Origin of the sequence: Flavobacterium fluviatile (assembly GCF_010645065.1) — a bacterium.
Lineage (GTDB): Bacteria > Bacteroidota > Bacteroidia > Flavobacteriales > Flavobacteriaceae > Flavobacterium > Flavobacterium fluviatile.
In genome coordinates this window covers 111554-133926 of record NZ_JAADZW010000010.1, presented here as the reverse complement: position 1 = coordinate 133926, position 22373 = coordinate 111554, and the positions used below count along the sequence as shown (strand labels likewise).

Annotated in this window: 22 protein-coding genes and 1 tRNA gene; 15 read left to right on the top strand and 8 right to left on the bottom strand. The window is 35.7% G+C overall.

Annotated features, from left to right (window positions below):
* Window positions 1-101: 101 nt before the first annotated feature.
* Entirely contained in the window at window positions 102-389 is a 288-nt protein-coding gene (locus GXM17_RS21950) for a DUF1731 domain-containing protein (RefSeq protein ID WP_341872906.1), read from the top strand.
* Between the two features lie 120 nt (window positions 390-509).
* Window positions 510-962 carry an SRPBCC family protein gene (locus GXM17_RS12255; protein WP_163399623.1) on the top strand — a complete coding sequence of 151 codons (453 nt, stop codon included), beginning with the start codon at window positions 510-512 and terminating at the stop codon, window positions 960-962.
* Window positions 963-1147: 185 nt separating this feature from the next.
* On the opposite strand, the gene GXM17_RS12250 is transcribed toward GXM17_RS12255, so the two are convergent.
* Together GXM17_RS12250 and GXM17_RS12245 are read right to left on the bottom strand one after the other, a co-directional pair.
* Window positions 1148-1555, bottom strand: a complete 408-nt coding sequence (locus GXM17_RS12250; RefSeq protein WP_163399622.1) for a DUF1842 domain-containing protein — start codon at window positions 1553-1555, stop codon at window positions 1148-1150.
* 319 nt (window positions 1556-1874) lie between these two features.
* A complete protein-coding gene (locus tag GXM17_RS12245; protein WP_163399621.1) occupies window positions 1875-2687 on the bottom strand; it encodes a UbiA prenyltransferase family protein in 813 nt (270 codons plus the stop codon).
* Window positions 2688-2908: 221 nt separating this feature from the next.
* Here GXM17_RS12245 and gcvP point away from each other — a divergent pair, with 221 nt between their 5' ends.
* The 6 genes from gcvP (at window position 2909) to GXM17_RS12215 (ending at window position 10543) form a co-directional block, all read left to right on the top strand.
* Window positions 2909-5758: an aminomethyl-transferring glycine dehydrogenase gene (gene gcvP / locus GXM17_RS12240; protein ID WP_163399620.1), complete on the top strand. Its 2850-nt coding sequence runs from the start codon at window positions 2909-2911 to the stop codon at window positions 5756-5758.
* Between the two features lie 370 nt (window positions 5759-6128).
* Window positions 6129-7187: a 3-oxoacyl-ACP synthase III family protein gene (locus GXM17_RS12235; RefSeq protein WP_163399619.1), complete on the top strand. Its 1059-nt coding sequence runs from the start codon at window positions 6129-6131 to the stop codon at window positions 7185-7187.
* Window positions 7188-7483: 296 nt separating this feature from the next.
* Entirely contained in the window at window positions 7484-8008 is a 525-nt protein-coding gene (locus GXM17_RS12230) for a methyltransferase (RefSeq protein WP_163399647.1), read from the top strand.
* Window positions 8009-8106: 98 nt separating this feature from the next.
* Window positions 8107-8955 carry a glycosyltransferase family 2 protein gene (locus tag GXM17_RS12225; protein ID WP_163399618.1) on the top strand — a complete coding sequence of 283 codons (849 nt, stop codon included), beginning with the start codon at window positions 8107-8109 and terminating at the stop codon, window positions 8953-8955.
* 80 nt (window positions 8956-9035) lie between these two features.
* Window positions 9036-9782, top strand: a complete 747-nt coding sequence (locus tag GXM17_RS12220) for an MlaE family ABC transporter permease (protein WP_163399617.1) — start codon at window positions 9036-9038, stop codon at window positions 9780-9782.
* Window positions 9782-10543: an ABC transporter ATP-binding protein gene (locus GXM17_RS12215; protein ID WP_163399616.1), complete on the top strand. Its 762-nt coding sequence runs from the start codon at window positions 9782-9784 to the stop codon at window positions 10541-10543. The genes GXM17_RS12220 and GXM17_RS12215 overlap by 1 nt, the downstream gene beginning before the upstream one ends.
* Before the next feature lie 75 nt (window positions 10544-10618).
* Here the strand turns inward: GXM17_RS12215 and GXM17_RS12210 are convergent, their stop codons facing one another.
* From GXM17_RS12210 to GXM17_RS12195, 4 genes are all read right to left on the bottom strand, one after another.
* The gene (locus GXM17_RS12210; RefSeq protein ID WP_163399615.1) at window positions 10619-11221 is read right to left on the bottom strand and encodes a SprT-like domain-containing protein; all 603 of its coding nucleotides are present in this window, start codon (window positions 11219-11221) and stop codon (window positions 10619-10621) included.
* Window positions 11222-11312: 91 nt separating this feature from the next.
* Window positions 11313-11990 carry an SDR family NAD(P)-dependent oxidoreductase gene (locus GXM17_RS12205; RefSeq protein WP_163399614.1) on the bottom strand — a complete coding sequence of 226 codons (678 nt, stop codon included), beginning with the start codon at window positions 11988-11990 and terminating at the stop codon, window positions 11313-11315.
* A 120-nt stretch (window positions 11991-12110) separates the two neighbouring features.
* Window positions 12111-13088: a M20/M25/M40 family metallo-hydrolase gene (locus tag GXM17_RS12200; protein ID WP_163399613.1), complete on the bottom strand. Its 978-nt coding sequence runs from the start codon at window positions 13086-13088 to the stop codon at window positions 12111-12113.
* A gap of 120 nt (window positions 13089-13208) precedes the next feature.
* Complete coding sequence (locus GXM17_RS12195) at window positions 13209-14351, bottom strand: acyl-CoA dehydrogenase (protein WP_163399612.1); 1143 nt, start codon at window positions 14349-14351, stop codon at window positions 13209-13211.
* A 443-nt stretch (window positions 14352-14794) separates the two neighbouring features.
* Here GXM17_RS12195 and GXM17_RS12190 point away from each other — a divergent pair, with 443 nt between their 5' ends.
* From GXM17_RS12190 to GXM17_RS12180, 3 genes are all read left to right on the top strand, one after another.
* On the top strand, window positions 14795-15367 hold the full coding sequence (locus GXM17_RS12190) for a chalcone isomerase family protein (RefSeq protein WP_163399611.1): 573 nt from the start codon (window positions 14795-14797) through the stop codon (window positions 15365-15367).
* Between the two features lie 142 nt (window positions 15368-15509).
* The gene (locus tag GXM17_RS12185; RefSeq protein ID WP_163399610.1) at window positions 15510-16736 is read left to right on the top strand and encodes a Glu/Leu/Phe/Val dehydrogenase; all 1227 of its coding nucleotides are present in this window, start codon (window positions 15510-15512) and stop codon (window positions 16734-16736) included.
* A gap of 363 nt (window positions 16737-17099) precedes the next feature.
* Window positions 17100-18002 (top strand): energy transducer TonB, encoded by a 903-nt coding sequence (locus GXM17_RS12180; protein ID WP_163399609.1) that lies wholly within the window; start codon window positions 17100-17102, stop codon window positions 18000-18002.
* Window positions 18003-18376: 374 nt separating this feature from the next.
* Here the strand turns inward: GXM17_RS12180 and GXM17_RS12175 are convergent, their stop codons facing one another.
* Complete coding sequence (locus tag GXM17_RS12175) at window positions 18377-18772, bottom strand: ExbD/TolR family protein (protein WP_163399608.1); 396 nt, start codon at window positions 18770-18772, stop codon at window positions 18377-18379.
* A gap of 3 nt (window positions 18773-18775) precedes the next feature.
* Window positions 18776-19471, bottom strand: coding sequence for a MotA/TolQ/ExbB proton channel family protein (locus GXM17_RS12170; RefSeq protein ID WP_163399607.1), 696 nt, complete (start codon window positions 19469-19471; stop codon window positions 18776-18778).
* Window positions 19472-19599: 128 nt separating this feature from the next.
* Here GXM17_RS12170 and GXM17_RS12165 point away from each other — a divergent pair, with 128 nt between their 5' ends.
* The 4 genes from GXM17_RS12165 (at window position 19600) to GXM17_RS12150 (ending at window position 22309) form a co-directional block, all read left to right on the top strand.
* A complete protein-coding gene (locus GXM17_RS12165) occupies window positions 19600-20826 on the top strand; it encodes a bifunctional folylpolyglutamate synthase/dihydrofolate synthase (protein WP_163399606.1) in 1227 nt (408 codons plus the stop codon).
* A gap of 179 nt (window positions 20827-21005) precedes the next feature.
* Window positions 21006-21083 (top strand) — tRNA-Val (locus GXM17_RS12160).
* Window positions 21084-21274: 191 nt separating this feature from the next.
* Window positions 21275-21790 carry a hypothetical protein gene (locus GXM17_RS12155; protein ID WP_163399605.1) on the top strand — a complete coding sequence of 172 codons (516 nt, stop codon included), beginning with the start codon at window positions 21275-21277 and terminating at the stop codon, window positions 21788-21790.
* Between the two features lie 117 nt (window positions 21791-21907).
* Complete coding sequence (locus tag GXM17_RS12150) at window positions 21908-22309, top strand: DoxX family protein (RefSeq protein ID WP_163399604.1); 402 nt, start codon at window positions 21908-21910, stop codon at window positions 22307-22309.
* Window positions 22310-22373 lie beyond the last annotated feature (64 nt).

The window sequence follows — 22373 nt, the reverse complement described above, 5'->3', positions numbered from 1 at the left end:
GACTATTACATATTTTGAAACCGAAGTATTTCTGCTTCGGTTTTTTTGTTTTTTTGTCTAACAGTAAATCATTCTATACTTTTGACAAAACGAGGTTTAGAATGGACACCAAAGCAATAAACAAATACATCAAAGCAAATAGTAATCCTAATTCAAGGAGTAATTCAAACTATACTTATCCGACAATTAGTCAATATTCACCTTATACATTTGAGTTTGAATGCGAAGGCAACTATAAATTTTTACTGGAAATTGGCTCCCTCTTTATTCGGACAGAAGCAGAACTGGTTTTAAAAAGCCGAAATGTGATTCCGAAACGATTATTGGAAAATGGTTTTGAATTTAAGTTTGGGAGTATAGATGAAACATTTAGAAATTTAATCCCTTAAAGAACTTGTTACTACTCCAATTCACACCTCCACAATCAAAATCATCAATCTTTGTCGAGCTTCTAACGAAGATTTCTCCTTCGTCGAAAATGACAAGTTTGAGTAAAAAAACATAAATTAATGACAATCATAAACCTCACAACAAAAATAAAAGCACCAAAACAAACCGTTTTTGATGTATCAAGAAATATAGATATTCATCAGCAATCTGCAGCTCCTTCAAAAGAAAAAGCAATTGCTGGTGTGACTTCAGGTTTAATCAGTTTCAATGAAACAGTAACCTGGCGCGGCAGACATTTCGGTTTTTACCTTACGCACAAAAGCCGGATTACAGTGATGACTTTTTATGATTATTTTGTGGATGAAATGGTAGAAGGCAAATTCAAATCTTTCAGACATGAACATTTTTTTAAAGAAATAAACGGAGTTACCATAATGACAGATCAACTGCAATATGAAACTCCGTTTGGCATTATCGGGAAATTATTCGATGCTTTGTTTTTAAAAAATCATCTGATTCATTTTCTAATGGAAAGAAATAAAACTCTCAAAAAAATAGCAGAAAATTTATAGACTAATTTTAAAAGCCACAAACTTTAATTTCCACAAAACGAATTAACTTTCCCCCAAAAAAGTATAATCGTTAGTGTTTATTATAGTTTAGCACGAATAAACTTTTCTATTAATTAAAATTCAAAAAAAAGGCTTGTCATTAAACGAGCCTTTTAAGTATAAGTAATTGCATTTTGCTGAAATATTTACACTAATTCAGCCTGATTTACAGCTTTTACCGGAACGTTTTCAACATTATGTCCATAATATGAAAAACCTCCTGTACCGTTCCATTCGTTATCGACTGCTAAATGAGCGTCAAAGTCAGCCAGCAAGGAGCCAATTGCCGGCGGAGGAAATGAATGAACATATTGACCTTTTAAGCTAACAACCTGTATAACTTTTCCAAATCCGGTTGCATATATTTTTCCTGTTACCGGAACAACGATATGACTATCAGGACCCTGTATCGCCTGAGTAATAACTACTGTACCAGATACAGAATGCTGTGATGGTACTACTACTAAACTAAATGATGCAACTGGAGCGCCAGGTGTTCCAACATTTCCGATTGTGCCTTTTGCTAAATAAGCACCTGCTAATAAATCTGACATAACTTTTCAATTAATATTTTTCTTACTCGTAAGGCTTTTCAGAACCGCCTCGTTTTTTTCAGTGGGATCTGCTCCACTTTTTTATTTTACTGTTTGAAATAAATTTTCAGAAAATAAGTTTTCAAAAAGACTACAAGCCAAACTAAATGACTTAAGAAGTAATAGTGCTAACTTTTTATTTCTGGCTTAAAATTATATTAGACAGTCAATAAAAATGAGAAAAATGTTACAGAAAAGGAATTTCTGGTCATGAGAGAGGAAAAAGAGCCATACTTAAGGCAATCACACTCATGAAAAAAAGTCAATATTTAAAGAGGCGCTACAAAAATACAATCATAAGCCACCAAAGAACCGGCAAACTTTCGACCCAGAAAGAAGTATAATATTTCAAACGATCAGGATTTGCAAATGCAATAAAAAACATAAGCATTATAACCATAATCAGATTTATTACAGCATCACGATAATTAAATGTGGAAATAAAAATTTCTAAAAACCAAAACGGAATCAGTAATAAGAAACCCAAAAGTTTAGTTCTTTTTACTCCAATTGTCTGCGGAACGGTTTGCAAATGCGGATCATCATTCGCTAAATCAATAATTTCAAAAACCAAAATCAGTACAAAAACCAGAACAAAACGCTGAATTGACTTTATAAAAAAATCAGATGTCAATCCTGCTCCCCCATTAATTAAAGGCAGAACCAGAGTAGCCCCCACCCAGCAAAGTGCTACAATATAAATTTTCACACCGGCCCAGTTTCTTGCATTTCTTCTGTTCGGGAAAAAAGGCAGTGTATAAAGTGCCGTAACAGCAAATATACCGACAGAAAAAATTTGGGTAATCCGCTTCAACTGGAAGAAATAATAGCCCACAAAAATTACCGAAATAAGACTCAAAACAGCAATAATTTTCAGCTGGATTCCGATTGGATTTCGTCTAACCCTGACCAACGCATCATATTTAACAAAATTATACCCCACAATTGTTCCAAAAAAAACAAACAAAGCCATGGGTTCATCGTACTGAATATGAAATACATGAAACGTAATCCGTACCAAAGCATAGCACGATAAAGCCACGTGGATACTGCTGTTTAAGTAAAAATCGAATAGCTGTTTCAGTAGTTTCATGCCTTAAATCTAATCAATTGTTAACAAACCTTCCTATTGGTTGAAAAATTCATAAAAATTGAAGTTAAAAATACCTATTAAATTATTAATAATACTTAATTTTGCGCCACAAAAAAACAACACATTTACTATAAAATGTAATAAACCTTGTAATAGATTACCGTTGCATCGGAACTATGCTTTGCAAATTACATTCTCTTAAAAATACAGAAAGTTACAAAATGAGAACAGATGCTTTTGCTTTAAGACACATTGGAACAGGAGAAAATGACCTTGAACACATGTTCAAAACAATTGGTGTAAACAACATGGACCAATTACTTTATGAAACATTTCCTGATGGAATTCGTTTAAAAAATGATTTAATCCTTGAGCCCGCAATGACTGAATATGAGTATGCTGCTCATATTATGGAATTAGGCAAAAAAAATAAAGTTTTCAAATCATATATCGGTTTGGGATATCACCCAACTATCGTTCCTGCACCAATTCAACGAAATATTTTTGAAAATCCGGGATGGTACACTGCTTACACACCTTACCAGGCTGAAATCGCACAGGGACGTTTAGAAGCAATCTTAAATTTCCAGACTACTGTTATCGAATTGACCGGAATGGAAATTGCCAATGCCTCTTTACTAGACGAAGGGACGGCTGCTGCAGAAGCTATGACTTTATTATTTGATGTTCGTACAAGAGATCAAAAGAAAAATAATACACATAAATTCTTCGTTTCTGAAGAAATTCTTCCTCAGACTTTATCCGTTTTACAAACACGTTCGACTCCAATCGGAATTGAATTGGTTGTTGGAAACCATGAGACATTTGACTTTTCAAATGAATTCTTCGGAGCTATTTTACAGTACCCTGGAAAATATGGGCAGGTAAACGATTATAGTGCTTTTGTTACTAAAGCAAAAGAAAACGAAATCAAAGTGGCCTTTGCTGCTGATATTTTATCATTAGCAACCTTAACTTCTCCGGGAGAAATGGGAGCTGCAGTAGTAGTAGGAACAACACAACGTTTTGGTGTGCCAATGGGGTACGGTGGTCCTCACGCTGCTTACTTTGCCACTAAAGATGAGTATAAACGTTCTATGCCGGGCCGTATCATTGGAGTTTCGGTTGATGTAAACGGAAACCGCGCTCTACGTATGGCGTTAGGAACACGTGAACAGCACATCAAACGTGAAAAAGCGACTTCAAACATTTGTACTGCTCAGGTTTTACTGGCAGTTATGGCCGGAATGTATGCGGTTTACCACGGACCGAAAGGCTTAAAATACATTGCAAACAAAGTTCATGCGTCGGCAGTTACTACTGCTGAAGCTTTAAATAAATTAGGAGTTTACCAAACCAACACGGCTTATTTTGATACTATTTTGGTAAAAGCTGATGCTCAAAAAGTAAAAGCTGTTGCAGAAAGAAACGAAGTAAACTTTTTCTATGCTGATGCTGACACAATTTCTATCTCGTTAAACGAAACGACTTCAATTGCCGACATCAACCAAATCGTTGCCATTTTTGCTGAAGCTTTAGGAAAAGAAACTTTTACAGTTTCTGAATTGACTGATGCAAGTCAATTACCTGCTTCATTAGAAAGAACTTCTAATTTCTTAACGCATGATGTATTCAACAATTATCATTCAGAAAGCCAGTTGATGCGTTACATTAAAAAATTAGAGCGTAAAGATTTATCATTGAATCACTCGATGATTTCATTAGGTTCCTGTACAATGAAATTGAACGCTGCTTCTGAAATGTTGCCTTTATCAATGCCAAACTGGAACAGTATCCACCCGTTTGCACCAGTCGAGCAGGCAGAAGGCTACATCACTATGCTTAAAAAACTGGAAGAACAATTAAATGTAATTACCGGATTTGCCGGAACAACCTTACAGCCAAACTCTGGAGCACAAGGAGAATATGCCGGTTTGATGGCGATTCGTGCTTATCATATTTCACGTGGAGAAGGTCACCGTAATGTATGTTTGATTCCTTCATCTGCACACGGAACCAATCCTGCTTCTGCAGCTATGGCCGGAATGAAAATCATCGTTACCAAAACAACTCCGGAAGGAAACATCGACGTAGAAGATTTAAGAGAAAAAGCCATTGAGCACAAAGACGATTTATCTTGTTTAATGGTAACGTATCCTTCAACTCACGGAGTTTACGAATCTACTATCATCGATATTACAAAATTAATCCACGAAAATGGCGGATTAGTATATATGGATGGTGCTAATATGAATGCCCAGGTTGGATTAACAAATCCGGCTACAATTGGTGCTGATGTTTGTCACTTGAACTTACACAAAACTTTCGCTATTCCTCACGGTGGCGGCGGACCTGGGGTTGGACCAATCTGTGTGAACGAAAAACTGGTTCCATTTTTACCAACAAACCCAATCTTAAATGTAGGTGGTGAACAAGCGATTACAGCTATTTCATCTGCACCTTACGGATCTGCTTTGGTTTGCTTAATCTCTTATGGTTACATCACAATGATGGGAGCTGAAGGATTAAAAAGCGCTACAGAGCACGCCATCTTGAATGCTAACTACATGAAATCCCGTTTCGAAGGTCACTACCCAATTCTTTATACCGGAGAATGCGGAAGAGCGGCTCACGAAATGATTTTGGATTGCCGCGCGTTTAAAGAAAACGGTATCGAAGTTGGTGATATTGCAAAACGTTTGATGGATTACGGTTTCCACGCTCCGACGGTTTCTTTCCCGGTTGCCGGAACTTTAATGATCGAACCAACAGAATCTGAAGATCTTGCTGAGTTAGACCGTTTCTGTGATGCACTAATCTCAATCCGAAAAGAAATCGAAGATGCAAGCGCTGATGACAAAAACAACGTATTGAAAAATGCACCGCATACATTAGCCATGTTAACTTCTGATGCCTGGGATTTCCCGTATTCCAGAGAAAAAGCAGCTTATCCATTAGATTATATTGCCGAAAATAAATTCTGGCCATCTGTTCGTCGTGTAGATGATGCATACGGAGACAGAAACTTAATTTGCAGTTGTGCTCCTATTGAAGCTTACATGGAGAACTAAAATTAGTTTCTCACAATATTATACAAACCCGGCACGTTTAAAAACCTGCCGGGTTTTATTTTTTTAGGCTTAAATTACAAAAACACATTCAGTAATTTAAAATATATTTCAGCTGAGTGGAGTTGAATACCTTTATTTAATATTTAAGTTCAGACAAAACCTGAAAGCTGAAACCTGAAACTTTTTTTAATCAATCCTAACCATTTCAATCGTTTGAAATCGCTGTAAAATTTAAAAATCATTAAAAAATAATCATTTTATTACTTAAAAAATTATTATTTCATAATTATATGCATGCATAATAATTTTTATCCCTCTAATAATATATTTATTTATAAATTAGCCCTGAATTTATAGGAAAAAGAAACAAATGAAAATAAAAATTATAGGTATCGGAAGCTATATTCCGCAAAAAGAAGTTAAAAATACCGATTTTGACAAGCATGTTTTTTTAAATGAAGACGGAACTCCTTTTGGATATCCTAACGAAACAGTAATAAAAAAATTCAAAGGCATTACCGGAATCGAAAACCGACGTTATGCCGAAGACCAGCATATCACTTCTGATTTAGCCTTTTTTGCAGCCGAAAAGGCAATTGCAAATGCTAATATCGACAAAGAAACTTTAGATTATATCATTTTTGCCCACAACTTTGGCGATGTAAAATCGGGAACAATCCAGTCAGATATGATCCCGAGTCTGGCAACCCGTGTGAAAAACAAACTGGACATCAAAAACCCAAAATGTGTGGCTTATGATATTCTTTTCGGCTGCCCGGGATGGATTGAAGGAGTTCTGCAGGCAAATGCTTTCATAAAATCCGGAATGGCAAAAAGAGTTTTGGTGATTGGAGCAGAAACCCTTTCGAGAGTGGTTGACGATCACGATCGTGATTCGATGATTTATTCTGATGGTGCGGGAGCTTCCATTTTAGAAGCTTCGACTGACGAAGCCGGTTTATTATCTTACGAAAGCGCCACTTTCGCAAATGATGAAGCCAATTTTCTTTTCTTCGGAAAATCATACAATCCTGATCTGGATCCCGATGTAAAATATATTAAAATGTATGGTCGTAAAATTTACGAATTTGCTTTGAGCAATGTTCCGATGGCTATGAAAGAATGTCTGGATAAAAGCGGAATCGGGATTGACGAGGTCAAAAAAATCCTGATTCATCAGGCAAACGAAAAAATGGATGAAGCCATAATCGACCGTTTTTATAAATTATACGACAAAACAGCTCCCAGGGATATCATGCCAATGAGCATACATGATTTAGGAAACAGCAGTGTTGCAACTGTACCTACCTTATACGACCTTTTAATTCAGGGAAAACTGGAAAATCATGAAATCAGTAAAGGTGATGTGGTTATTTTTGCTTCTGTTGGAGCAGGAATGAACATTAATGCATTTGTTTATAGACACTAAACTAGAATAAAATAAGTTTTTATTTTAACAGCGAGTAAATTAATCTTGCAAAGAAGCAAAGTCGCAAAGTTTCTTTTTTTTTCCACAGATTGGAAGGATTAAAATGATTTTCAAAAATCTGCTTAAATCTGCATAATCTGCGTGAAATTAAAACCTTGCGTCTTTGCGTCTTTGCGAGATATTCATTTAAAACTTACCACCCCAACCGAATACTAAAAACTGAACACTGAATACTTTTTTAGTATATTTGCGACCTAATTAACAATTCATGAACGAGAGATTCGTTCGCAATGACTATGTACGAAAAAACGTTTCCTAATAAAAGATTCAGACTTACTTTAGAGTTTTTACAAAAGCACGTTAGCACATCAGAAACCATTTTTGATTTTGGAGTTCCAAATCCGTTCTCTAAAATAATGGAAGAAAATGGTTATACGGTAAAAAACACAAAAGGCGAAGATTTAGATAACGACCATAGGGCGCTACAAACAGAAGAATATACTGTTTTTACGGCGTTTGAAATTTTCGAACATTTATTAAATCCATACACCATTTTACAAAACGTAAAATGTGATAAAATATTAATTTCAATTCCGTTACGTTTATGGTTTTCGCCAGCATATCGTTCTAAAACAGACATGTGGGACAGACATTACCACGAATTTGAAGACTGGCAGCTGGACTGGCTTTTAGAAAAAACGGGGTGGAAAATAACCGACCGTTTACAATTTACACATCCGGTAAAAAAGTTTGGATTAAGACCTTTATTACGATATTTTACTCCGAGATATTATATTGTGGCAGCTGAAAAGATTAAATAAATTCCAATAGTAAAATTCCAAATTCCAATCGAACTAGCTTTGATTGGAATTTGGAATTTTAAAAGTTTGGAATTTAAATTTAAAATTGTAAATTTAAAATGAAGTATTACATTGTTATACCCGCCCACAATGAACAGGATCTCATTGGTCTGACTTTGCAATCTTTGGTTACACAGACTGTTTTACCATCAAAAGTTGTGGTTGTCAATGACAATTCAACAGATAAAACAGAAGAAGTTGTATTGGGTTTTGCAAAAGAGAATCCGTATATCTCAGTTGTCAACAAAACTTCAGATGCGATTCATATGCCGGGAAGCAAGGTTATTCAGGCTTTTCAGAAAGGTTTTGAAACTCTGGATTCTGATTATGATATAATTGTAAAAATAGACGGAGATTTGATTTTTCCTCCCAACTATTTCGAAACCATCATCAAACATTTCGAATCCGACCCAAGAGTTGGTATGGCTGGCGGATTCTGTTATATCGAAAAAAACGGTGACTGGGTTTTGGAAAACCTGACCGACAAAGATCATATTCGCGGAGCTTTAAAGGCATACCGAAAAGAAACATTTCAGCAAATCGGAGGATTACGCCCTGCAATGGGCTGGGATACGGTAGATGAATTATTGTGTAAATATTATGACTGGAAAATTGTTACAGACGAATCTTTACATGTAAAACACCTCAAACCAACCGGTGCCAATTACAACAAAACAGCCCGTTACAAACAAGGAGAGGCATTTTACACCTTAGGATATGGTTTTTGGATTACAGCTATTGCTTCTGCAAAACTGGCCATGATGAAGAAAAAACCATTTCTCTTCCTGGATTACATCAGAGGTTTCTGGAAAGCAAAAAGCGCCAAAACTCCTTTGTTGGTTACCCCTGAACAGGCTAAATTTATAAGAAAGTACCGTTTTCAAAAAATGAAACAAAAGTTAATTTGATTGCCAAAACAACCGAAAAAAGTAATCTCATTACCCAAAACTCGTAACTTCTTTTTACCTTAGCCAATATTTGTAAAACTATGATGTTAATTCGTTATTTATCCCAGGTAGGGAAATATTTTTTAATGCTGAAAGAAATTTTCAACAAACAGACCAAATGGTCTGTAATGAAAAGATTAATTTTCAAAGAAATCGACGATTTAATAATTGACTCTCTCGGTATCGTTTGTTTTATCTCTTTTTTTATTGGAGGGGTTGTGGCAATTCAAACCGCTTTAAACTTAACTAATCCGTTAATCCCAAAATATTTAATTGGTTTTGCTACACGTCAGTCGGTAATCTTAGAGTTTGCCCCTACTTTTATTTCGGTAATTATGGCCGGAAAAATGGGGTCTTACATTACTTCCAGTATTGGTACCATGCGCGTAACGGAGCAAATTGATGCTCTTGAAGTTATGGGTGTAAATTCATTAAATTATCTTGTTTTCCCAAAAATAGTAGCTTTATTAATGTATCCTTTTGTAATTGGAATCAGTATGTTTTTAGGCATTTTTGGAGGATGGATGGCTTGTGCTTACGGAGGATTCTCAACCGGCGCAGATTTTATTTCAGGAGCCCAGATGGATTTTATCCCTTTTCACATAACATACGCCTTCATTAAAACACTGATTTTTGCAATGTTATTAGCGACAATTCCGTCTTTTCACGGATACTACATGAAAGGTGGCGCATTAGAAGTGGGTAAAGCAAGTACGGTTTCATTTGTATGGACATCGGTTTGTATCATTCTTCTGAATTACATATTAACTCAATTATTATTAGGATAATGATCGAAGTAAAAAACATAGAGAAATCATTTGGTGACAGTAAAGTTTTAAAAGGTGTTTCGACGGTTTTTGAAACCGGGAAAACCAACCTGATTATTGGACAAAGTGGCTCAGGTAAAACCGTCCTACTGAAAACTTTATTAGGAATTCACAAACCTGAATCGGGCACAATTGAATTTGACGGACGGGTTTACTCAAGTTTGGATGCAGATGAAAAAAGAGAACTGAGAACCGAAATCGGAATGGTATTTCAGGGAAGTGCTTTATTCGATTCGATGACTGTGGAAGAAAATGTGGCGTTTCCGTTAAGAATGTTCACCAATAATAACAAAGCCCTAATCAAAGAACGTGTTGACTTTGTTCTGGAAAGGGTTAACCTGGTTGAAGCCCACAAAAAACTCCCATCTGAAATTTCAGGAGGAATGCAGAAACGTGTGGCTATCGCTCGTGCAATCGTGAACAATCCCAAATATTTGTTTTGTGACGAACCAAACTCAGGTCTGGATCCAAATACGTCAACTTTGATTGACAACTTAATTCAGGAAATTACAAAAGAATACAATATTACAACGGTAATCAACACCCATGATATGAACTCTGTAATGGAGATCGGAGAAAATATTGTTTTCTTAAAGAAAGGGCTAAAAGCCTGGCAGGGAACTAAAGAAGAAATCTTTACAACCGAAAATGAGGCAGTTGTGAAATTTGTTTATTCTTCTAATTTGTTTAAAAAAGTAAGAGAAGCTTATTTGAAAGGGTAAAACTTTTTAAATTACAATATTAAAATCCCAAATTCCAAATTCCAATCTTAGTAAAAATTGGAATTTGGAATTTTTTTATTGAACATTTATTAGCTCTACTTCAGCATTCGGATTAAAAAGATATAATTTACCCGAACTAATTTCAAGACATTCAAAACGTTTTGTCCTGACTGCAATCTTCTTGAATATCTTACCATTTTTTATTCTGAAAACACTTCCATACGGAATTTCAAAAACATAATTTTTATCGTTTTCCTTGTCGTATTGCTTAAGAGCTAATGAAAGCGTCGTATCTGTATCACTGCTTGCAGACGGATTCTTAAAATGTCTTGCCAATAGTGGCAAAATCTGACTCGGAAATATCTCCGGACGGATAAAAGGAATCATCAAACGCTGAAAAGTAAATTTCCATTCATTCCCGTGAGGTTTTATATTTCGTCCAAACTTCTCAAAAGCGATTAGATGAGATATTTCATGAATTAGCGTAATCAAAAAACGATATTTATTTAAACTCGCATTTACCGTAATTTCATGTTTGCCACTCGGTCCTCTCCTATAATCGCCGTGACGTGTCTGGCGTTCGTTTACAATTTTCAGATGCACCTGATTGGCAACTATCAAATCGAAAACAGGCTTTACGGCATGCTCGGGGATATATTTTGCAAGAGTTTCGCTCAATTTAATTATGAGTTATAAGTTATGAGTTTTTGATTAGTTTAAAGAAGAAAAAAAGGCTTCGACTCCGCTCAGCCTGACAATTCATAATTAATTAAGGATTTGTCGAAGAAACCTCCAATACTTTTCCATTAAAATATTTATTCCCGTTAAGCGTAAAATCATAAATATAAGTTGCCATTCCTTCTGCAGAAATTGGCGCCTGATAACCCGGGAAAGCTTCATTCAGCATTTCAGTCTGAACAGAACCTAACGCCAGAACATTGAATGAAATTCCTTTTTCTTTGTATTCTTCAGCCAATAATTCGGTTAAGGTACCAACAGCTCCTTTGCTTGAACTATAAGCAGCAAGGCCTGCAAATTTAAGACTGCCTCTCACCCCGCCTATCGAACTAATGGTTACGACATGGCTTCCTTTTTCCAGATACGGCAAACAAATTCGGGTAAGATTGGCTACGGCAAAAACATTCACTTTATAAATGCTTTCAAAATCAGCCTGAGTGGTTTCTGCAAAAGGCTTCAATAATAAAGCGCCTGCATTATGCACTACAGCATCTACTTTTTTCCATGTTGAAGAAAGAAAATCGCTTACAATATCGAGTTGTGATTCATTTGCCAGATCAACTGAAAGACAGGTTACGTTTTGGTGTTCTAAAAGAGCCTGCGGAATTTTTCTTGAAATTGCTAATACATTATATCCTGCATTTGCAAACTGTAATGCAAGTTCATAGCCAATTCCTCTTGAGGTTCCAGTGATAATAATATTTTTCATATGAAGATGCTATTTGCTTTTTAATGGAATATGGTATCGCCATTCTTTTAATACTGTTTTACATTGGAAGAATGGAGATTTCATACCGCAAAAATAGTCAAATCTTATAAAAAGGAATACTTATTTAGTCATCGTAATTTCCTGTGTTGGAGTTGTCGCAATTTGAGTCACAGCCGGCAAAAATTCCTGTGTAAATTTAGTAATATGCGGAATATTCATCAGCTGAAATTCATCTGAAGGATGATGATAAAACTCGAAATTTTCAAAATCAAAAGTGCTTATAGACTGGCAGGGCTTTTTGAAAACATCGTAAAAGGAATAATTATCAGATCTGTAAAACAATTTATACTCTGCTTCTTTAGGCAAAAAGCCAATTGTATTCTTACCAGTGTATTCATTTATTTTCTGCGCCATATTTGATTTATCGAAACCTGTAATATAAGCAAGATAATCACGTTTCATTGGTACTCCCACCATTTCAATATTGAGCTGGGCGTATAAATTAAAGTCTTTCTTTTTAAGTTTCTCTACTAAACTTTTCGATCCTAATAATCCTTTTTCTTCCCCTGCAAAAAACACAAAAAGAATACTTCTTTTATTTGATTTTGTCTTCGCAAAATATTTAGCCAATTCTGCTACCACGGTTACTCCCGAAGCATCATCGTTTGCACCGTTATTAATCACATCACCTTGTTTATTTTTTAACAGACCGATATGGTCGTAATGCGCGCTCAAAACCACAAATTCTTTTTTGAGTTCCGGATCGCTTCCTTCTAAATATCCCACAATATTGTAAGCCGGCGACTTAAAATTAGTGAGCATATCCCGATACGTAGTGAAATAAGGTTTTACATTATTTTTCTCAAAAAAATCTTCCAGAAAAACAGCAGCCTTTTCAATACCCGCCGTACCTGTTTCCCTTCCTTCGAGTTCATCTGAAGACAGGTATCTTAAAAAATCAGAAACTTCATTCTGTTCAACTTTGTATGCTATTTCAACCGGCTGCGATACAGATGCTGATTCCTTCACGTTTACTGAAACATTTTGGGATTTGCATCCTAATAAAACAAATGGCAGAAGAAAATATAATTTTTTCATAAAAATGATTTTGAGTAATACTATTTAAAAAGGAAAATTTCTGAAAAGTAAAAAAAATAAACGTAAAAAACCCTTTCAAAGCTAAAAAAGCCGAAAGGGTTTAGCATAAAAAAGAGAAAATTATTCTGAAATAACTGCTCTTGAAATTACAATTTTCTGAATCTCTGAAGTTCCTTCGTATATCTGGGTAATTTTAGCATCACGCATCATACGCTCCACATGATATTCTTTCACATAACCGTTTCCTCCGTGAATCTGAACCGCTTCTACGGCCGTATCCATAGCGACCTGTGATGCAAATAATTTTGCCATAGCCCCACTTACATCATAATTTTTATGCTGGTCTTTATCCCAGGCAGCTTTCATGCACAGATGACGTGCGGCTTCAATATTAACCGCCATATCTGCCAGTTTAAAAGCAATGGCCTGATGATTGCAGATTTCGGTTCCGAAAGACTTACGCTCTTTTGAATATTTCAACGCCAGTTCATAAGCTCCCGAAGCAATCCCCAAAGCCTGAGCGGCTATCCCGATACGGCCTCCTGCGAGTGTTTTCATCGCAAATTTAAAACCGAAACCATCTTCTCCAATTCGGTTTTCTTTTGGAACTTTAACATCACTGAACATTAATGAATGGGTGTCTGACCCACGAATTCCCATTTTTTGTTCTTTTGTTCCAACCGAAAACCCAGGCATATCTTTGGTCATTATCAAAACATTTATTCCTTTATGTTTTAATTCAGGTTTCGTCTGAGCAATTACTAAATATACAGAAGCCGTATTTCCGTTGGTAATCCAGTTTTTTGTACCGTTTACCAAATAATGGTCACCCATATCAATTGCTGTCGTTTTTTGAGAAGTAGCATCACTACCCGCTTCCGGCTCGCTTAAGCAAAATGCCCCATGAATTTCTCCCGAAGCCAGACGCGTCAGATATTTTTGTTTCTGTTCTTCGGTTCCAAACTCCTGCAAACCCCAACAAACTAAAGAATTATTTACAGACATCACTACCGAGGCTGAGGCATCAACTTTGGAAATTTCTTCCATCGCAATTACGTATGAAACTGTATCGAGTCCACTACCTCCATATTTAGGATCTACCATCATGCCCATAAATCCTAATTCTCCCATCTTTTTTACCTGTTCAGCTGGAAAAATTTGTTTCTCGTCTCTCTCAATTACACCAGGCAATAATTCGTTTTGAGCAAAATCTCTCGCTGCCTGCTGAATCATTAAATGCTCTTCTGTTAAATTAAAATCCATAATAGTGGTTCTTTAGTTGTTAAAGCTTTCCTTAATCTCCTAAAAAAAGCTTTTCAAATATAAATTTTAAAAACCAAATAACAATGCATGCATAGTATTTTAGGCTTTAATTAAAAAATACGATAACGTTTTCGCAAATACAATACAAAAAAATCATTTAATCATTAATTACACAGCAATTTACTCAAAATTTAAGAAGAAAATTATTGATTAGAAAAATTATAACAGCCTCGTTAGATATATCGCAATGACTAATTTCAAAGAAATAAAAAGAGACAAATGTGCGGTAAAAATACTCTTACTATTTTGATCCTTAATTCAATAAGAAAGAAGAAAACAAAAATATATCACAAAAAACTTCGAATATAAAGGGCTGGAATTTAGAAATTAGCAGTAATTTTGCAAAAAAACAAAAAACACTAAACAATTTATCAAGAAAGACTATGAAAAAGATTTTACTATTGCTTACACTCCTTTTAACATTACAATATTCGGCGTTTGCTCAATCGCAATTTGATGTAAATGGCGTTACGGTTCCCCGAAAAATTGAGGTTTTCAATAAAACTTTACAAGTTAATGGTGCCGGGGGAAGATCAAAAATGTGGACAGAAGTTTACGTTCAGGCTTTATATCTGTCTCAATTGACTCAGGATGCTCAATTCATTATTGACAGCGATACCGAAATGGCCATCCGAATTGAAATCACTTCAGCTTTGGTGTCTGCCAATAAATTAGGCAAGGCGATGGATACAGGTTTTGAGAAATCAGCGGGAGACAAACTTCAGTCACTGCGTCCAAGAATTGATCAGTTAAAAACATTTCTGAGTGACAAAATAACCGAAAAAGATGTATTTATATTAGCTTACAATCCTTTGGATCAAACCATGAATATTTTCAAAAACGAAGCCCTTAAAGGAAAAATTCCTGGATTTGATTTCAAAAAAGCATTATTCGGAATCTGGCTTTCAGACAAACCGGTAGATGAGACACTAAAGAAAAATTTATTAGGGCAATAGTAGTTCCTGATTTTACAAATTTTTAAAGCCGAAAGCAATTTGTTTTTCGGCTTTTTTTTTGGCAAAAGAAAATTGATTCAAAATACATTATTCGCATTATTCTATTTCATACTTTTACACAAACTAAACATATTTCAACAAAATGAAAGATTTATTGCAGCAATTCGAAAATAAGGAACCTGAAATCGTTTTTAACTGGAAAGATTCTGAAACAGAAGCCGAAGGATGGACTGTCATTAACTCACTTCGAGGCGGAGCTGCCGGAGGAGGAACCAGAATGAGAAAAGGTCTTGACATGAACGAGGTTTTATCATTGGCAAAGACGATGGAAGTAAAATTCTCTGTTTCAGGTCCTGCTATTGGAGGCGCTAAATCCGGAATTAATTTTGACCCGAACGATCCCCGCAAAAAAGGAGTGCTGCAACGCTGGTACAACGCAGTTTCACCTTTGTTAAAAAGCTATTATGGAACCGGGGGCGATTTGAATGTAGATGAAATTCATGAAGTGATCCCAATGACCGAAGAATGTGGCGTATGGCATCCTCAGGAAGGTGTTTTTAACGGACACTTTAAACCAACGGAAGCTGATAAAATCAACAGGATTGGTCAATTACGCCAGGGCGTTATAAAAGTTATCGAAAACCCTAAATTTTCACCGGATGTAACCCGGAAATATACCGTAGCCGATATGATAACCGGTTTTGGCGTTGCTGAGGCTGTACGCCATTTTTACGCTACCTATGGCGGAGATATAAAAGATAAAAAAGCCATTGTACAGGGTTTTGGAAATGTAGGCTCAGCTGCTGCTTTTTATCTGGCCGAAATGGGTGCAAAAGTTATCGGTATTATTGATCGTGACGGAGGATTAATCAAAGAAGAAGGTTTTACTTTTGAAGAAATCAGGACATTATTCTTAAACAAAGACGGAAACAAATTAATTGCAGATAATATGATTCCGTTTGAAGAAATCAACTCTAAAATATGGACGATTGGGGCAGAAATATTTACTCCTTGTGCTGCTTCAAGACTGGTTACTCAGGCTCAAATTGACAGTTTAATTGCAAACGGCTTAGAAGTTATTTCATGCGGAGCGAATGTTCCTTTTGCTGATAAGGAAATTTTCTTTGGATCCATTATGGAAGAAGTTGACCGTAAAGTAAGTTTGATCCCTGATTTTATTTCGAATTGCGGAATGGCGAGGGTTTTTGCTTATTTTATGGAGAAAAAAGTTCAGATGACGGATGAGGCTATTTTTAATGATACTTCAGAAATTATAAAAAATGCGATTATAAAAGCGCATGCTTTGAATTCGTCAAAAACAAATATTAGTGCAACTGCTTTTGAGATTGCACTGAAACAATTAGTATAAGTCCGTACAAATTCTAAATGAGTCAAATTAATTTTTGGCTCATTTTTTTTAGATTTAACCGCAAAGCTCGCAAAATTCTTACGCAAAGGGCACAAAGTTTCTTCTCATTTTATGTCATATCGACGAAGGAGAAATCTCCACTAGAAGCTCCACAAAGATTGGATTTTCGTTGCGGAGTTACTTACGAAGATTTCTCCTTCGTCGAAATGACAAAAAGTATGATTTTAATCAATGCGGGAAATATTTGCTTTCTTTGACAAGACCTTAGCGACCTTTGCGGTTAAATTTTCCACTTCCACTCTCAACAATTTTTACTACTTTTAGGCGTTTTTATTAAATACAATTACAAAATTCAGAATCAAAATGACCCTGACCGATTCTTCAGACAAAAAGAAATCATTATTAATCTCTGCAGCTATATACGCAGTATTATTGCTATTGCTGTTTTTTATACGTTTCTGGCCTCCTTATAATCCTGAAAATAATGTTGCACTTGCAGAAGGAGGCGGTGGTGGCGGAGTAACTGTAAATTTTGGAGACAGCGATTTAGGTTCTGGTGCCAATTATAAAAGTGAAGTTCTGGATGTAAAAAACAATGTAAAACAAGCTCCTGCAAAAGCAACCCCTGAAGAAGAAGCAATCATTACTCAGGAAAACACAACCGCAGATAACGATGTTGTTATTCCAACAAAAGAAAAACCTAAAAAACCCACTCCCGTAGAAAAACCGGTTACAAAACCTGTTCCTGAAAAACCTAAAGTTTCCAACTCAACAAATGATGCCTTATCCAGCATTTTAAAAGGTTCAAACAAAGGCGGAGACGGCGATGATAAAGTGGCAGGAAATAAAGGAAAAGCTAACGGAAGTCTAAGTTCTGGCGGATATTATGGTTCAGGAGGTTCTGGTGGAGGAACCGGAGGTGGTAATGGAACCGGAAACGGCATTGGTGCCGGAAGCGGTTACGGAGCAGGAAGCGGTGGTGGATCAGGCGGTGGATCAGGTTATTCTTTAGGAAATCGCAGAGCATTGTCCAAACCGGCACCAAAATATACCTGTAATGAAGCAGGAAAAGTAGTCGTTGAAGTTACAGTGGATCAAAGTGGCAAAACAATCAGTGCTACACCTGGAATAAAAGGAACCACTAACTTAGCCAGATGTTTATTAGACCAGGCAAAAATTGCAGCGATGAATACCAAATGGGATGCTGACAGTAATGCTCCGGCAAAACAGGTTGGAAAGATTATTTATAATTTTAGTTTGAATTAAAAAGCGAATTTCACGAATTAACACGGATTTAATTAATCATATCAAAAAAGGCTTTCTGATGAATTTTCAGAAAGTCTTTTTCGGTTCGTTGAGTTTGGTCATTGCGAGGTACGAAGCAATCTCACTATCAGTTGGTGTGTTGTGTGATATGCATCATGTGATTGCTTTGTACCTCGCAATGATTTATAATTACTTAATTCCCTTGCGTGAGGGATTACCTCACTTAATCTTTATTTTCATCGGAGTTCAGTGAACTTCGTTTGTAGCTAACTACCGAAGTAGTGCGAATAGCCCGACCGGAATAAAAAAATGGGCGTATCAACATCATGCTGATTAGCCCATTTTTTTATTGTGGTCACGCCCAAATGATTCTTTTACTTCGGACTCGTAGCAATCACAAATTTCAAATTGTTCTTCACTCCTATTTGTAATACATCTACCAGATCCTGAACCTGTAAATTAAACGGAATACGAACTACAACGGTTTGCTCCTTGTTGTCTCCAATTTTAGACATCAGGCTGGTTTCTAATTCTTCAAAAGCTACAGGCTGCTTGTCGATGTAGAATTTTTTATCTTCGGTAACCGATAAACTAATGAGCTGTTTATTGGTTTTTTCGTTCGATTTTGCTTTCGGCAATGTCATTTTGATTACATTCGGATTTGCAAGCGTTGAGATAATCAGGAAAAACAACAGCAGGAAAAACATAATATCACTTAACGACGATGTTGCCACCTCAGCATGAAATCTTCTTTTTCTCTTGATAGACATGGCTTATGCTCTTTGAATTATATTGACAAATTCTAATATCTGTTTCTGAATTTTGAGGGCAAAATCGTCAATTTTACCATTCAGGATATGGTATCCGCTGTAGGCAATAATGCCTACAATAAGTCCTGCCCCACTACTGATCATTTTCTCGTACAATCCGCCGGAAATGTTTCCGATACTAATATTCTCTGTTACAGAAATGCTGTAGAAAATCTTGATTACTCCGGAAATGGTTCCAACAAATCCAAGCGTTGGCGCGATACCGGCAATAAGTCCCAGATGACCTAAATGCCTTTCCATTTCAGCAATTTCAATATCAGCAGCGCGGTCCATATTTGACTCTATTTCAGCAATTGGACGTCCGATAACCAAAACCCCTTCTTTCAAAATATTTCCTGCAGACGTATTGCTTCTTTCTACAATAGATCTCGCCAGTTCGATATTTCCGGCGTGCAGTTTATCTCCTACATCCTGCATTAAACGATTGTCTGTTTTTGATGCTCTTGTGATATATAAATAGCGTTCAATGATAACGTAAATGGTATAAAATAACAAAATTGCGATTGGGATAAGAAACACACCTCCTTTTAAAATAAATCCTAAAACTGAAATTTCGGTATTGGGTGCAACTTGTTCGATAACTACGTTAGATGCGGCGTTTGCGATGGTATCTGTTTGTAATTGAATGAAGCTAAACATATATTAATTCTTGTTTATAATAATTAATTCTAAAAAATATTTGAAATTTGCAATAAAGATAATTTTCGCTCAATTATTAAACTAATAAAATCGAAAATTATTTCAATTAACCGCTACTTTATTCAAAAATGAACTATCAGGAAACAACCCATTGGATGTTTAATCAATTGCCCATGTATCAGCTTCAGGGGGCTTCGGCGTACAAAGAAGACTTAACTAACATTAGGCTGCTGGCAGCACATTTAGGCAATCCTCAAAACAAGATAAAATGCATACACGTTGCAGGGACCAACGGGAAAGGATCTACGTCTCACATGCTAGCTTCGGTTTTGCAGGAAGCAGGATACAAAGTTGGTTTGTACACTTCACCGCATTTGAAAGATTTCAGGGAAAGAATCAAAATAAACGGAAAGGAAATTTCAGAAGATTTTGTTATTGAATTTATTGCAAAACACAAAGATTTCTTTGAAGCAAATGATATGAGTTTTTTCGAAATGACGGTTGGTCTGGCTTTTGACTATTTTGCTTTTGAGAAAGTAGATATTGCCATTATCGAAGTTGGACTGGGCGGAAGACTGGATGCTACAAATATTATTACACCTATGGTTTCGGTAATTACTAATATTGGCTTAGATCATACCCAGTTTTTAGGCAACACCCTGGAAGCTATTGCGGGAGAAAAAGCAGGAATTATCAAACCAAATGTTCCGGTGGTTATTGGCGAATATACATCTGAAACCAAACCGGTATTTTTAGCAAAAGCCGAAGAAAACAACGCTCCAATTTCTTTCGCGTCTGACTTGATTGATCAGATTTACTTATCTGACTTAATCGGCGATTATCAGTTTCACAATAAAAAAACGGTTCAGCAGGCGATTTCAATTTTAAACAATCAGACTGATTTTAAAATTTCGACTGAGCAATTAAAAGAAGGTTTATTGCATGTTGTAAAAAATACCGGTCTGCAGGGAAGATGGCAGCAACTGGGCGAAAACCCAAAAATCATCTGCGACACGGCACACAACAAACATGGGCTGACTGTTGTAATGAAACAGCTTCAAAATGAAAAGTATGAAAAACTGCATATTGTTTTGGGTGTTGTCAATGATAAAGATTTAGATGCTATTCTGCCTTTATTTCCAAAAGAGGCGCAATACTATTTCTGCAGTCCGGATTCTTCGAGAGGTTTACCCGCCGAAACCTTAAAAAATGCAGCAGAAAAATACGATTTAGAGGGAGAAAAGTACGATTCGGTTGCAATCGCTTTCGCGGAAGCAAAGAAAAATGCTGCCGAAAATGATTTAATTTACGCTGGCGGCAGCACTTTTGTAGTGGCCGAACTGCCTCTGAATTAAAAACAGTTCTTTTCTGTCTAAGAAGTTCCGGAAAACTATTTTAATAACAAATTCATAAACAAGGAGATAAAAATTATTTTTAAAAAAGTTTTATTTTTTAATTGATTTTCTTTGCAGAACTCAAAAACTCGCGTATATTTGCACTCGCAATCACAAAATGATAGCAACCTGGTAAAATAGGGCGATTAGCTCAGCTGGTTCAGAGCACCTCGTTTACACCGAGGGGGTCGGGGGTTCGAACCCCTCATCGCCCACCAATTTTTAACAAACCTCCAAGGTCAATGACTTTGGAGGTTTTTTTGTATTACGAAACAAATCGCATAAGTTCGGGATCAAGGATCAATCCGAAAACCTGTGGGGAGGAAAAATTAAGTATCAAGTTCAAAAGCTGAGGATTAGACAAAAAGCTTAGACAATCTGAATAAGAAAAAATTGACATTCTAAATCTATGAAAAATAGAACAACATTAAAAACTGTCGTTGTTATCCTGTATATATTTATCTTAACAATATTTTCTTTGGTTGCGCGAAATATGCTAAATGTTTGCCTGCCTAATGAGTATATTTTAGTAAAAAAGATTAAAATTGAGTCCATTAGCAAAGTTGTGCTTGTAAAAAATAGTGGTGGTAGTTACTATTTAGCACTTTTTAAAGATGGTATGAAAACCGGTTGTGTTGCCCTTATTGGTAATAGTAAAATGAATTTACAAACCTATAAGAATATTATACTAAATGGAAACAAAACTATTGACGTAGTAAAAATGAAAAATTGCAGAATATTCGGATGTCCTGAAGAATACTTTTTATATGATGAGAGGTTTTTTTGCGACTCAAATAATCAATGTAATTATAAAGATGAGTATATCAAAAAATATATTTTTTATCTATTTATTACTCTAATTGTTTTTTCTATCATCAGTTTAGGATTTTACAAACTTTATAAAAGTAGATTCGTGAATGAATAAACAAAGAATCAACACTATAACCTAAGAGAAAACAAAAAGATTAGATATTCAGAAATTTGGGATCAATTAAACTATTCAATATATTTGAGTCTATTAACTTCTAATGATTAACAAATTATGAGAAAAAACAACGATTTAGGCTTATTGATACTGCGTGTCACAATTAGCGTTTTAATGCTCCTGCATGGCATTGCCAAATTCAGCGGAGGTTTAGAATTTATAAAATCAATGCTTGCAGAAAAAGGAATTCCTGAGTTTATTGCTTATGGTGTACTGGTGGGTGAAATACTTGCCCCTATTGCTATTTTAATTGGTTTCAGAACCAGAATAGCTGCCGCCATATTTGCTTTCAATTGTTTATTTGCTGTTTTAATGGCTCACAGCACTGAAATATTTTCTATGGGAGAACACGGAGGATGGGCTCTAGAACTGATTGGTCTGTATTTCTTTGGCGCAATTACTTTGTTCTTTACTGGAGCAGGTAATATTGCGGTTTCAAAAAGCAATCAATGGGATTAAATTTCCTATTTTCTATATAATCACAAACCTCCAAAATCAACTGCCTTTGGAGGTTTTTTTTAAA